The sequence below is a fragment of the Dolichospermum circinale AWQC310F genome (genome assembly GCF_000426925.1).
In the GTDB taxonomy this organism is placed as follows: Bacteria; Cyanobacteriota; Cyanobacteriia; order Cyanobacteriales; family Nostocaceae; genus Dolichospermum; species Dolichospermum circinale.
This window is the reverse complement of the sequence record NZ_KE384713.1, coordinates 118,112-131,686: the sequence shown is the minus strand read 5'-3', so window position 1 is coordinate 131,686 and position 13,575 is coordinate 118,112. Positions and strand designations below refer to the sequence as shown.

Here is a 13,575-nt window from a genome sequence, read left to right as displayed (position 1 = left end):
GGACAACGGACAACGGACAACGGACAACTGACAACGGACAACTGACAACTGACAACTGACAACTGACAAATGACAACGGACAACTGACAAATGACAACGGACAACTGACAACGGACAACTGACAAATGACAACGGACAACTGACAACTGACAACTGACAACGGACAACTATCAACGCACAATTGAGCGCAGTAAAACCACTTTCCGACCATCTGCTAAAATGGCCACAAACCCGGTTTCGCTGAGTTTTTGTAATGTATTGTATGCTTCTTTTTGATTGGTAGTATAAACTGCCAGTAAGTAAGGGCGTTGTCCATAGGATACAAAACCTACGTCACCTCCCACAGCCTTTTGCAAACTACTAACCATTTCTGGACGGTTAAAATAATCTACCAGAATTGCATAACCTTCCCCCAATATTTTGGGGTTGTAGGTGATTTTTGGAGTTTGTATATTTGGTATTGTTTGTGGTACTTGTTGGGTCGCTGGTTCTGTTGGACGAGTGGTAATAGTGGCAGATAAACCAACTATATTTTGAATATACCTCGCCCAACGGTTGGCATCATCAATATTTGTAAAACCACCAACTCGCGTTACTATTTGGTTATTATATTGACAAACAATTGTTTTTTGCTCTGTAGGTAATGCAGCACGCAACTGCTTTTGATTTTCCGGTGTCGGACTCAATACTAATAATAAATATTCTCCCACATTTGGTTGTTGACAATTAGCAAAATTTTGTTGAGCAATAACAGGATGAATATTGCTAATTAAGGGGGCAAATGCTAATAATAAAACACCCGATAAAGTTTGTAATTTTTGCATAATATCATAATATTGATAATTGATAATTAGGGAAAAGGTAAAATTCTGATCTATTCCCTATTCCCTGTTCCCTATTAAGAAACGCTGCTAAGAGAGGCTATTGCATTAGGTATAGCCTGAGAAGGGGCTGAAAATTCTCCAGTAATGACATACTCTAACCGTAATTTTAGCCAGGTAATGAATTGAGCATTAGTGGAAATAATTGCTGCTGCTGGTTGAGGACATTTCTTTTTAATATCTTTCATTTCTGGTGCTTCTAAAAAAGCAGGTTGCTTAACTAACCAAAAATCAATTTCTTTTTCTTGTTCATGATAGTGACGAGTCCGTTCTTTGAGAACTTCATCTATTGGTTCTTCTTCTATGAGAAAGTGTTGACTGGCCAAAACGTAATAATATTTTTCCATTTTCTGTGTTTACTGACTAATTCATAATTCTATGGTAAGGCGTTAACATCCCCGACTTCTAGTATTGATTCGTCATTCACTGACATCATGAAAAAAGAAGTCGAAGATGTAATAATGGTACAGTATTGACGCTGTACCTCGAACAATTAACTTTTCTTTAATCCCTGAAACCAAGAACCAAAGGGACAACCACTACCTTTATTGTCACTATTTTCTATTTTGCCACCTGCTGTCAATTTTTCCAAGAACAGGGCATTATCAAAATAGTGTTCTAAGGAAACAATTTTTAAATCATCGGTAACATGGGCAACACTCATACCGATCATTTCTACTGTTTCCCCCGTTGGTGCATAATTTTTATATTTACCCTGAAAATGTCCCCAGTGTCGCCATTTGAATGTAACATGAGGCGGACCTGAATAAACCGCTAATACCTCCCAGGGAAATCCTTGGGGAAAGGTACTATGAAAGATATCATGGGATGATTCAAAACTTTCTTCGGAAGCTTTGTAATGTTCAGAGTCAGCCATAAATAAATTATAAGTACCTTTCGCGCCTAATTCAGCGGCGGTATATTCTTGGCCTCCATTGCTACTCACCCGGAATTTGTCATTAACCACAGATAACCACTGTTGGGGGTTAGTTTTCCATGAAACTTCCATTTCAAAGGTTCTGACTAGGTTTTCCACAATTGCTTCTAGTGTACCTTCTAAATGATGGTGAATACTCTCTTTAGCTAGGTTCTGCTGAGAACGGCTATAGTCAGGTGGCTTTTGATAGCGCCATTGAGCGTCTGTACTGGCTGCAATTACCTTAGCTCTGTCCTGTACCCATAGGGGTAAGTTATTCGGTGTAGGAGTCATAAAAGTTTCAAGTCTGACTTTAATTTAATTTACAGGATTTCGCAACCAATACTCCCCAGTAGCAAGAGGTAAAAGATCAGAATTTTACCCAATTATCAATTACCCCCCATTGCTGCTTTCATTTCTCGAACTGCTCTTTCTATACCTACCAGAGCGGCTCGACTAATGATAGTATGACCAATATTTAGTTCTTCCATACCTGGAAGCGCGGCCACAGGGTAAACGTTCCAGTATGTGAGTCCGTGACCAGCATTTACCCTTAAACCCGCTTTAATGGCTTGTTCACAGCCTTGGGCTAATAAAGCTAGTTCCCGCTGACGAGTTGTTTCGTCTTTGGCTTCTGCATATTGTCCTGTATGCAGTTCAATAAATTTGGCTTTTACCTTGACAGATGCCTCGATTTGTGGTAATTCAGCATCAATGAACAAACTTACGGGAATGCCAGCATTTTGCAGTTTATCCACTATTGCCCCTATTCTAGCAGTTTGTCCGACAATATCTAAACCACCTTCTGTGGTCACTTCTTCCCGCTTTTCTGGTACTAGGGTAACATAATCAGGTTTGATGTCTAGGGCTATGGCTAACATTTCCTCGGTTGCAGCCATTTCTAAGTTTAGATGAGTTCTGACGGTTTGCCGCAATAGTCGCACGTCTCTATCTTGAATATGTCTTCTATCTTCGCGTAAATGGGCTGTAATGCCATCTGCACCCGCTAGTTCTGCTAGTAATGCTGCTGCTATGGGATCTGGCTCTACTGTGCGTCGAGCTTGACGGATAGTAGCTATATGATCAATATTTACACCGAGTGTAGGCACGTCTGGTTTCTCCTGCTTTACTGTCTTTAAATGTTGATTTTAGCGGAAATACTAATAATTTTTAATTTTTTAATTTTTTAGTTTTTTAATTCAATTCAGCCTTGACTCTATTTTATTAGGTAGGAAATTTATTCCCTGGTGATTTATGGTAGAATTATAAAGCAAATTCACGCCCTAATTAAATAATTAGATCACATCAAAAACATAAATTTATTTTTTTTAATTTTTCCAAGAAAATGCTATTGACTAATAAATACAGCACTTCCCGGTGTTATGAGGTACATATCTAGCGGGCAAGATGCCCGCACCACAAGAGTTTCATGATTCAACTTTGTACTTCATCAGATCGGAAACCGCTGTAATATCGGTTATATTAGGAATAATTAAATAAATTGTTATTTAAATATTACATTATGTCAGTGATCACTCATCCCACTATTTTCTCCTTTTTTTCCGGCTCAGGATTCCTGGATTTAGGCTTTGAAACTACAGGTTATAACATCACTTATGTTAATGAAATTTTCCCGCCATTTATGTCAGCTTATCGCCATTCACGGGAAATTCTTAAACTCCCCCAACCTGAATATGGATATCATCAAGGAGAAGCCGCAGACGTAAGCAAATTAGTAACAGGAACACCAGCACAACGACTAAATGAATTAGTCAAAGATTCCCGCAAATTAAATAATATCATAGGCTTTATTGGTGGTCCACCCTGTCCAGATTTTTCCGTTGGTGGTAAAAATAAAGGACATTTAGGAGATAATGGTAAACTTTCATCTGCTTATATCGAATTAATTTGTCAAAATTTACCTGATTTCTTTTTCTTTGAAAATGTCAAAGGTTTATGGAGAACTACAAAACACCGTCTATTTTTTGAAGAGTTAAAAATCAAATTACAACAAGCAGGTTATATATTAACAGAACGTTTAATTAATTCCATAGAATACGCTGTACCTCAAGATAGAGAGAGAATTATTTTACTAGGTTTTAAAAATAATTTTCTCCAAAATATGAAAATCAAATATGAATTTACCTTTCCTTGGGAAAAATATGTTTTATATCCTCAAAATCAAGTATTTGCTTATCCCTGGAAGCAATGGGAACTATTTCAAGAAAATTCCCTAATTCCTTGTCCTGAAAATATTCCTCAACAACTAACCGTTGAATATTGGTTTAGAAAAAATAACGTTCTTAACCATCCCAATGCTAAACATTATTTTCAACCAAGAGCAGGTAAAATCAAATTTGCTACTATTGCAGAAGGAGATGATTCTAAAAAATCATTTAAACGTTTACATAGGTGGCGTTATTCTCCCACAGCTTGTTATGGTAATAATGAAGTACATTTACATCCTTATAAAATTAGGCGTATTTCCGTAGCAGAAGCTTTAGCAATTCAATCTTTACCCGCTAATTTTTCACTCCCAGAAAATATGTCACTTACGAATATGTTTAAAACTGTTGGTAATGGTCTACCATACCTAGCAGCAAAATCATTAGCACAAACTATTCTTGACTTCTTAAATACTAATTCTTTCAACTAAAATACTCAATTTTTCAGATAATTCAAGAATTTACTAGTATGATCATTTAATCATATTAAATATGGTTTAATATATCAGTTCATTTTTTGGAAGTCCGGTGACAGCACCACCCCACCCATTTGTTGGGTTTCTTACCTCAACCCAACCTACAAACTATATGGTTTAATATATAAGAAATACTTTAATTTTGATCATCAACTCTACACCCAAATAAAAACGATGGCACTAGACTATCCAAATATTGATATTGCGCCGTTTATTGACCACTCTCTGCTATTACCAATCGCCACTCCAGAACATATAAGTCAATGGTGCGATGAAGCATATAGATATAACTTTGCTTCCGTTTGTGTAAATCCCTGCTATGTCAAGCAAGCAGCAGAACTACTGTATAAAAAAAATCCTCGAATTTGTACGGTCATTGGCTTTCCCAATGGTGCAAATACCTCAGCCGTGAAATTATATGAAGCTAAAGAAGCAGTAGATAATGGCGCTACTGAATTAGATGTAGTTATTAATTTAGGGTGGTTAAAAGCCGGGAAAACAGACGAAGTTCACCAGGAAATTGCCACAATTTGCGAAGAAGCCGGACAGCCTGTTAAGGTAGTTTTGGAAACTAGTCTTCTTACTGATACTGAGAAAAAAATAGCAGCAGAATTGGCTATGGATGCCGGTGCAGCATTCTTGAAAACCAGTACAGGTTGGAATGGTGGTGCAACTGTAGCAGATGTTAAACTTTTAAAAGAGATAGCAAAAGATCGGGTAGGAATCAAAGCGTCAGGGGGTATTCGTACACACAATGAAGCCTTAGATCTAATTATAGCTGGTGCGACTCGATTAGGCACATCCCGTGGTGTAGATTTACTTCGTCAACGTAATAACCCGGTCGAGGAATAGATAATATGAAAAATTTTTTACTAATGACCAGTAACTAATGAGTAAAACCTACAAAGCAACTGGTATCAATCTCAAAACTCAGCCCCTGGGCGAATCGGATAAAATAGTCACAATTCTTACCCAGGAATTTGGTTTGATTCGAGCAGTGGCGACGGGAGCGCGTAAACAAAATTCCAGTTTGGGCGGTAAAATGGGGATGTTTGTGATTAATGAATTACTAATTTCTCCAGGTAAAAATCTTAGTATAATTATTGAGGCTCAAACCATTAAAAATTATCCGGGTTTATCTAGGAATTTCGGTAAATTAGCTGCTAGTCAATATTTAGCTGAAATAGTATTATGTCAATCTTTAAGCGAACAACCCCAAATAGAACTTTATGAGTTATTTAATAAAAAGATTCAGCGTATAGAGGATATACCCACAACCGAAACAAAATGTGTAGTTGCTTGTTTAGTTCAAGGTGTATTTCATCTGTTAAATTTAGCGGGTCTGACACCGCAAGTAGAATTTTGTTGCTTAACACAGCGGTTTTTAACTCCAGACTGGAAAAATCCCCATTGGCAAGTTGGATTTAGTATTCCCTCTGGTGGGATAATTTGTTTAGACGCCTGGAAAAATTTGCAACAGCAAATAGAGCAGGGAAAATGGGAACATCGGAAAATGAACGGAAACACAAGGACAAATGTTCCCAATACCCAATCCTTGGCCTCTGACCCTAGTGATAAAACGATTTTTTATCCCCAGGAGTTACCAATTGTTTCTTACCTGTTGAACGCAAAGGAACTGTTTATGCTTCAACATCTGTCGGAAATAGAGATAATACAAATAGATGCAGCCGACTATTCTGGATGGTTAGCTGTTGAGCAAGTTTTACGTCAGTATGTCCAGTATCATTTGGGACGACCTATTCACTCTGCCACTTTGATTGACTCTTATTTTGCCACTAACCATGATGCAATCGTCTGATTTAGATAGAAAAAGCCGAACTCACTCACCTAGCGAAGCTAAAAAAAACCATAGATCCTCAGATCATAATGTTGCTTCTTCACCTAAACTAAGTCATATTCATAGTTCAGAAATGCCACTCAATAATATTTCTGAATCTGGAAATTTCACATCAGAAATTCCCTTGACTGATATCCCTAAATCACTAGAAATTACCCAGATAAATGATAAAATTAATTGTGATCAAGATCAGGACTCAGTAGCAACGGAAATAATACCAGAAACTCTACCATTAATGGATAGTGGTTCTGGAGGTCAAGATTCAGAAAATCATCAAAAATCGGGTTTTTTACCTGTATTAAAAAATCGGAATTTCCTCGCTCTTTGGGCAGGTCAAGTTTTTTGTCAATTAGCTGATAAAGTTTATTTAGTATTAATGATCGCTTTGATTAATAGTCAGTTTCAAGCTAGTGATCAAAGTATTAGCGGTTGGGTTTCCGCTCTAATGATGGCCTTTACAATTCCCGCCGTATTATTTGGTTCTCTGGCTGGGGTGTTTGTAGATCGTTGGTCAAAAAAAGTTGTTTTGGTAGCATCAAATATTTGGCGTGGTATTCTGGTTTTACTCATTCCTACCTTATTATGGTTTACTCATAATTGGCAGCCTGTGGGAGTTTTACCCGTGGGTTTCTTGATTATTTTAGGTGTGACTTTTTTAGTTTCTACCCTAACACAATTTTTTGCACCAGCCGAACAATCCGCCATTCCTTTAATAGTAAAAGAACAAGATTTACTGTCTGCTAATTCTCTTTATACAACAACAATGATGGCTTCTGTAATTGTTGGTTTTGCAGTCGGAGAACCAGTTTTAGCATTAGCAGATAAACTGTGGATACAATTAGGTGGTAACGGTGGCTTGGGAAAAGAAATTTTGGTCGGTGGTAGTTATGCGATCGCTGGGTTAATATTATTATTAATCCAAACTAACGAAAAACCTCACCCCCCGGAGACAGAATTTCCTCACGTTTTCTTGGACCTACGCGACGGGTTACGTTATCTCCAAGAAAATCATCGCATCCGTAATGCTTTATTACAACTAATTATCTTATTTTCTGTCTTTGCAGCTCTCACTGTTCTGGCTGTGCGTATGGCAGAAATTATCCCTAATATCAAAGCCTCTCAATTCGGCTTCTTACTAGCCTCCGCAGGTGTTGGTGTTGCTGTGGGAGCGACAATTCTCGGCCAATTTGGTCAACGTTTTTCCTACAAACAACTCAGTTTTTGCGGTTGTATCGGCATGACAGCCTCTTTAATTGGTTTATCATTATTTACAACCCAACTCTTACCCGTACTCCTATTTATAGCCCTAGTGGGCGTATTTGGCTCTTTAGTCGCTATACCCATGCAAACCGCAATTCAAACCGAAACACCCCCAGCTATGCGCGGTAAGGTATTTGGACTGCAAAATAATGTGATTAATATTGCTCTCTCCCTCCCCCTGGCTTTAGCAGGTATAGCAGAAACTTTTATCGGCTTAAAAGCAGTATTTTTTACCCTAGCCGTCATCGTCCTATGCGGCTGTCTCTTTACCTGGTACAATACTGGTGCATCTGAAGATGCCAAATCATCACCAACTGCATCAAAATCATGAATTTATGCTATACTTAGTCCAGTCAAATAGAAAATATTTGCCTGGTTGCAAATGAACTCAATAATCAGTTTACTAAGTTGTGATAAAATAAATCTTTCATAACTTTTTCTAATTATCAATAAAGTTATTTATTGAATTTTTAATTACCAGGATTATTTAGTTTCTCAATTACCTGTAACTGAATTTTGATCATCAACGAAAATTCCGTTATCACAACTGCATAATCAAAACAGTATAGTTGATACTCGTCTTTTTTATAGATAACCAAAGAATGCGTATAGCTTGGATTGGAAAAAAAACCCCCTTTTGCGGTAACGTCACCTATAGTCGAGAAATTACCAACGGCTTATTAGATAGAGGACATGAGGTTAGTTTTCTACACTTCGCTCAGGAAGAAGCCACCACGGACAACTGGCCGAATTTTCAAGAAGTTCCCCTACCATTTATCTACAAGTCCCAGGTTTACACTATTCCCTCTTTTAAAGCAACTAAAGTTTTGAAAGATTCCCTCAGAGAAATTAAACCCGATATAGTCCACGCTTCTCTGACTTTATCAACTCTTGACTTCGTTTTACCAGAAATTTGCGAAGAATTAAATTTACCCCTAATTGCAACTTTTCACACTCCATTTGCAGGTAAAGGAGCAAAATTATTATCTAGTACCCAACTCCTAGCTTATCAACTCTATGCCCCTTTTTTAGATCATTATGACCGCGTAATTATTTTTTCCCAAATTCAGAGAGAATTACTCTCCAATATGGGGGTGCGGGAAAACAAAATTGCTGTAATTCCTAATGGTGTAGATACTATTAAGTATTCTCCAGGACATTCCCAAATTAAAGCAGAATTTGGTGCTGAACGTTTATTTGTGTATCAAGGAAGAATCGCTCAGGAGAAAAACGTTGAATCTCTCTTGCGTGCTTGGAAACAGTCAGATATGGGAATTAATACAAAATTACTTATTGTCGGTGATGGTCCATTAAAACCTTCTTTAGAGTCCTTTTATGGGATTGAATATGGGATCATCTGGTTAGGATTTATCGCTGACGAAAATCGCCGCATCGAAATTTTACGGGGATCTGATGTATTTATTTTGCCTTCTTTGGTAGAAGGTCTATCCCTATCCCTATTAGAAGCAATGTCCTGTGGTTTAGCCTGTTTAGCTACTGATGTCGGTGCTGACGGAGAAGTTTTAGAACGGGGTGCTGGTGTATCAATTAATACTAGCAGTGTGCGATCGCAGTTAAAAACTCTCTTACCACTATTTCAAGATCATCCAGAACTAACAACATTGTTAGGACAAAAAGCCAGAAAGCGGGTATTGGAACGCTATACCCTGAATGATAACATCACCCAATTAGAACAGCTTTATCATCAAGTCCTCGCACAGCGACCTTTAACACTGAGTTGGGGTGTTTAGATAATGTCATTCATTATCTCCCCTTGACAATCAATAAACACCTCTAGCAGAGACGTTTCATGGAACGTCTCGACAATGGTTATAGAAAACTGCACCCACCTCTAGCTACTTCTAGAGGAGCAAGATATTTGTTACCTATTCATTTATGGTAGAAAACCATATTTAATCTATTTTGTCAAGTCGTAATTTCCATGGCTTTACAAAAATTAAGATTTCCGTTACATTACTTTACATAAAACCTAAGTTCATCATAAACATTTTTAACTTAAGTTTTCATAGCGACTAATAAACACATAATTTTGGAGATTCCAATTGTGGCATTAACTATCCAGTCTGCTCAAACTATTTTTTCTAATACTCAAGTTCCTAGTCCAATTCCCGCAACTATAGCCTTGTTCGATCAACTTAACGTTGATGATAAATTAGCCTATCTTTGGTATGCTTATACTGAAATGGGTAAAACTATTACTCCTGCTGCACCAGGAGCAGCACGCTTACAATTAGCCGAGGGGCTGCTTAGTCAAATTAAGCAAATGTCCAGTGAAGAACAAACAAAAGTCATGCGGGATTTAGCCAGTCGCGCTGATACTCCTATTAGCCGTTCCTATGGGTTCTTCAGTGTAAATACTAAACTAGCGTTCTGGTATGAATTAGGAGAATTGATGAAACAGGGAATTATTACTCCTATTCCCGTTGGTTATCAAATGTCTCCTGGTGTAAGATTTGTATTAGAAGCTACACAAAAACTTGATCCAGGTCAGCAAATTACCGTATTACGGAATACTGTAGTAGATATGGGATTTGATACTTCTGACCTCGGTCCTAGTAGTTATCCCAAAGCAGCTACAGAACCTGCTTTCCAACGCACAACTCCAGTCATTTCCTCGGTGAAAATTGACGGTATTACAGAACCCGCTGTGTTAGGCTATATTGAAGCCATGAATGCAGATAATTTTGATGCTGCTATTGCGCTATTTACTACCGACGGTGCGCTACAACCACCATTCCAAAAGCCCATTGTTGGCCGGGAAGCGATCGCTAAATATATGCGCGAAGAAGCACAAGGACTAAACATGATGCCGCAACAAGGTATCTGTGAAGTTCAACCAGACGGTTCTAAGCAACTGAAAATCACAGGAATCGTCCAAACTCCTTGGTTTGGTGTTACTGTCGGTATGAATATTTCTTGGCGGTTTTTGATCAATCCTGAAGGAAAAATATTCTTTGTAGCCATTGATATGCTGGCCTCTCCTCAAGAACTCATGAACCTACGTCGAGTTTAATCAAATCAAGAGGCTGTTAAAAATAAAGTTTGCACTAAACAGTTTTAACAGCCTCCAAACTGGCAAATTGTCAAGTATAAGGTATTGACACTAAGCGAAAAATCTGTTATCATAGAACCGACGAGAAAGAACTATCTTATAATATTCAATCTTTCCCCACAACAGACCAACCCAGACCTGTAGATTGTTCATAAATCCGTTTCAAAGTATTTACATCTCTAACAGAAATCAACGGTGGGTTACGAAGTTGAGAAAAATACATAGTATCAGTTGGTGACAAACTATGACCCCAAATTCCCAAAGCATGGCCAAGTTCATGACGTGCTGCGGACAATACATAATCACCAGTTTGACTAGGACTCAACAGAATTGTAAACCTGTGAGATAAAATATTATTTGCAGTATATAAATCATAAGTAGTTAAAGCCGAACGCGCACGGGGTATTTTACTATTAGGTTCAAGTTGTAAAGGTGGCACTTTACGAATAATTTTAATATCAGCAATATCAGATTTTTCTACTACCTGTAAAGGTAAATAAATATTCCATTCTTCAACTGCTTTTAAAACATTATTAACCCATATTTGTGATTGTTTTTCACCAACATCTTTTGGTGTTTCTATATTCACCTTTACCGGAAAACTTGACCAAATTAAATAACCAACTTTAGTAGATTTGATTTGATCAAAATAATCACCACCATTTGTTTTATCGTGCCATTTTACCAGAGTTGGTGGTAAAGAATGGTGTTTTTCAAGAACAGATAGAGAATTAGATAATTGAAAATTTCTCTCCTGTTCCCTGAAAACAGCATTAACTGGAAAATCAGTAAAAATAACTAACAGTCCTGTGCTTATTGCTAAAATTAGAACTGCCATTAACCGTCGCCAAAATCGTTGATTTTGGGTAATTTTCCCCATTTTCCCCGTTTTCATTCGCAACTACTTGGGTAACCAATTAGCACTTAAAACCACAGTCAAACCCATAAAAACCACCGTTAACGCCCAAGTAACTCTATTTAAAGTATTTTCGGCACTTTTGGTACTTGTGAACAATTGTGCTTGTCCACCAATAGCACCAATTCCGTCACCTTTAGGACTATGTAACAAAACCAGAACAATTAAACCAAGGGCGGAAAATGCCCAAATACCTTGTACGATGTTAGTAATTGCCATATTAGAAATGTTGGTGATAAGAAGTCATCAGACAATAAGGGATTTAGCTAAATTGGCGGTTAGAAACCGCCAGGACTAAACTAACATTTTACAATTTTACAAGCCCACCTGTACAGGAGTACGAGTTAATTGTAAATCATATTCTGCGGCTTTCAGTAATGATCGCCCGGTCATTTCTTGGGGTTGGGATATTTGTAAAATATCCAGAATAGTTGGAGCAATATCGGCTAATTTGCCATCATTTCTTAATTCCACATTTGTTCCATATCCCGGTATTTTGGCTTTTTCACCCTCTACCAAGATTAAAGGAACTGGGTTGGTAGTATGCGCTGTCCAAGGATTACCGCCCTCATCTAGCATATACTCAGCATTGCCGTGATCAGCAGTAATAATTGCCGTACCACCAGCTTTACCAATTGTATCAATCAGACGACCCAAACAACGATCTACCGTTTCAATAGCTGTTACTGTAGCCGGGATTTGTCCCGTATGCCCTACCATATCAGGGTTAGCATAGTTCATCACTACTAGAGAATAGATGCCCTTTTTAATAGCAGCGATCGCTACATCCGTCACAGCTTGTGCTGACATATCCGGGGCTTGATCATAAGTAGATACCATTGGACTATTGACTAATTCCCGGTCTTCTCCTACACAGGCCTCCTCCATTCCGCCATTAAAGAAATAGGTGACATGAGCGTATTTTTCCGTTTCCGCAGTTCTAAACTGTTTTAAACCACGGTTAGCGATAACTTCACCCAGAATATTAGTCAGGTTTTGAGGCTCGAAAGCCACGGAAACAGGTAATTCTGGATCATATTGGGTAAAAGTTACAAAAGAAAGCGGCTGAATTTTCTGTCGTTCAAAACCGTTAAAAGTGTTACTGACAAAGGCTTGAGTTAGTTCTCTAGCGCGGTCGGGGCGGAAATTAAAAAATATGACCCCATCACCCGATTCTACCTCACCCGGTTGCAGACGGACAGGGAGAATAAACTCATCAGTAATACCTTCAGCGTAAGATGCTTGCAATATCTCTCCAGCCGAGATTCCATTGCCTGCACCGTCTGTTGTCATTACATCATAAGCCCGTTGGACTCGATCCCAGCGGTGATCACGATCCATGGCATAATAGCGACCACTAATAGTAGTAATTTCACCAATACCAATATCCTTTATGTATTCTTCTAGCTGCTGGATGAACCTGATCCCATCTTTCGGCTTTGTATCACGACCATCGGTAATTGCATGGATACAAACTTGTGAAAGTTGCTGTTCCTTCGCTAAGTCAAGTAGTCCCAATAGATGGGTAATATGGGAATGCACCCCCCCATCAGAACAAAGCCCCACTAGATGCAACTTGCCACTAGTGGAACGGACTTCCTGGCAAATTTTCACTAGGGCTGGGTTTACCCTTAAAGAACCGTCTTCTACAGCATCTGAGATCCGTACCAGTTCTTGTGGTACGACTCGACCAGCGCCAATGTTCAAATGACCAACTTCCGAGTTGCCCATTTGACCTTCTGGCAACCCTACGGCTTTTCCTGATGTGCGAATGAGGGTGTGGGGATAGGCCGCCCATAAACTGTCCATAATCGGAGTTTTGGCAGCGTTAATAGCGTTTCCTCGCTTTTCCTCACAGTAGCCCCATCCATCTAGAATGACTAGCACCACAGGAGCAACAGGTGCTTTGGTCATAGTAAAATCGCCCTTTACTTTTTGTAATACTTGAATGATACCATTGGTATCCTCCT

Annotated in this window: 13 protein-coding genes and 1 pseudogene; 6 read left to right on the top strand and 8 right to left on the bottom strand. The window is 38.5% G+C overall.

Annotation, left to right across the window (positions count from 1 at the left end):
• From ACIR310F_RS26410 to ACIR310F_RS0119520, 5 genes and pseudogenes are all read right to left on the bottom strand, one after another.
• Positions 1-181: pseudogene (locus tag ACIR310F_RS26410) on the bottom strand (hypothetical protein); the annotation flags it as partial.
• Positions 171-824, bottom strand: coding sequence for a hypothetical protein (locus ACIR310F_RS0119535; RefSeq protein WP_028085282.1), 654 nt, complete (start codon positions 822-824; stop codon positions 171-173). The pseudogene ACIR310F_RS26410 and the gene ACIR310F_RS0119535, both read right to left, overlap by 11 nt.
• A gap of 74 nt (positions 825-898) precedes the next feature.
• Complete coding sequence (locus ACIR310F_RS0119530; RefSeq protein WP_028085281.1) at positions 899-1,228, bottom strand: MgPME-cyclase complex family protein; 330 nt, start codon at positions 1,226-1,228, stop codon at positions 899-901.
• Between the two features lie 146 nt (positions 1,229-1,374).
• Positions 1,375-2,091: a nuclear transport factor 2 family protein gene (locus tag ACIR310F_RS0119525; RefSeq protein WP_028085280.1), complete on the bottom strand. Its 717-nt coding sequence runs from the start codon at positions 2,089-2,091 to the stop codon at positions 1,375-1,377.
• A 95-nt stretch (positions 2,092-2,186) separates the two neighbouring features.
• Positions 2,187-2,906, bottom strand: a complete 720-nt coding sequence (locus tag ACIR310F_RS0119520; RefSeq protein ID WP_028085279.1) for a pyridoxine 5'-phosphate synthase — start codon at positions 2,904-2,906, stop codon at positions 2,187-2,189.
• Positions 2,907-3,319: 413 nt separating this feature from the next.
• On the opposite strand from ACIR310F_RS0119520, the gene ACIR310F_RS0119515 reads away from it, so the two are divergent.
• The 6 genes from ACIR310F_RS0119515 (at position 3,320) to ACIR310F_RS0119490 (ending at position 10,650) form a co-directional block, all read left to right on the top strand.
• The gene (locus ACIR310F_RS0119515) at positions 3,320-4,453 is read left to right on the top strand and encodes a DNA cytosine methyltransferase (protein ID WP_028085278.1); all 1,134 of its coding nucleotides are present in this window, start codon (positions 3,320-3,322) and stop codon (positions 4,451-4,453) included.
• A gap of 219 nt (positions 4,454-4,672) precedes the next feature.
• Positions 4,673-5,350 carry a deoxyribose-phosphate aldolase gene (gene deoC / locus ACIR310F_RS0119510; RefSeq protein WP_028085277.1) on the top strand — a complete coding sequence of 226 codons (678 nt, stop codon included), beginning with the start codon at positions 4,673-4,675 and terminating at the stop codon, positions 5,348-5,350.
• A gap of 37 nt (positions 5,351-5,387) precedes the next feature.
• Positions 5,388-6,317 (top strand): DNA repair protein RecO, encoded by a 930-nt coding sequence (gene recO / locus ACIR310F_RS0119505; protein WP_028085276.1) that lies wholly within the window; start codon positions 5,388-5,390, stop codon positions 6,315-6,317.
• On the top strand, positions 6,301-7,947 hold the full coding sequence (locus ACIR310F_RS0119500) for an MFS transporter (RefSeq protein WP_028085275.1): 1,647 nt from the start codon (positions 6,301-6,303) through the stop codon (positions 7,945-7,947). The genes recO and ACIR310F_RS0119500 overlap by 17 nt, the downstream gene beginning before the upstream one ends.
• 271 nt (positions 7,948-8,218) lie before the next feature.
• On the top strand, positions 8,219-9,367 hold the full coding sequence (locus ACIR310F_RS0119495) for a glycosyltransferase family 4 protein (protein WP_028085274.1): 1,149 nt from the start codon (positions 8,219-8,221) through the stop codon (positions 9,365-9,367).
• Positions 9,368-9,681: 314 nt separating this feature from the next.
• Positions 9,682-10,650: an orange carotenoid protein N-terminal domain-containing protein gene (locus ACIR310F_RS0119490; RefSeq protein ID WP_028085273.1), complete on the top strand. Its 969-nt coding sequence runs from the start codon at positions 9,682-9,684 to the stop codon at positions 10,648-10,650.
• A gap of 145 nt (positions 10,651-10,795) precedes the next feature.
• On the opposite strand, the gene ACIR310F_RS0119485 is transcribed toward ACIR310F_RS0119490, so the two are convergent.
• The 3 genes from ACIR310F_RS0119485 to gpmI form a co-directional block, all read right to left on the bottom strand.
• Complete coding sequence (locus ACIR310F_RS0119485) at positions 10,796-11,569, bottom strand: peptidase (RefSeq protein WP_028085272.1); 774 nt, start codon at positions 11,567-11,569, stop codon at positions 10,796-10,798.
• Positions 11,570-11,590: 21 nt separating this feature from the next.
• Positions 11,591-11,824, bottom strand: coding sequence for a preprotein translocase subunit SecG (gene secG / locus ACIR310F_RS0119480; protein WP_028085271.1), 234 nt, complete (start codon positions 11,822-11,824; stop codon positions 11,591-11,593).
• Between the two features lie 96 nt (positions 11,825-11,920).
• A complete protein-coding gene (gene gpmI / locus ACIR310F_RS0119475) occupies positions 11,921-13,519 on the bottom strand; it encodes a 2,3-bisphosphoglycerate-independent phosphoglycerate mutase (protein ID WP_028085270.1) in 1,599 nt (532 codons plus the stop codon).
• Positions 13,520-13,575 lie beyond the last annotated feature (56 nt).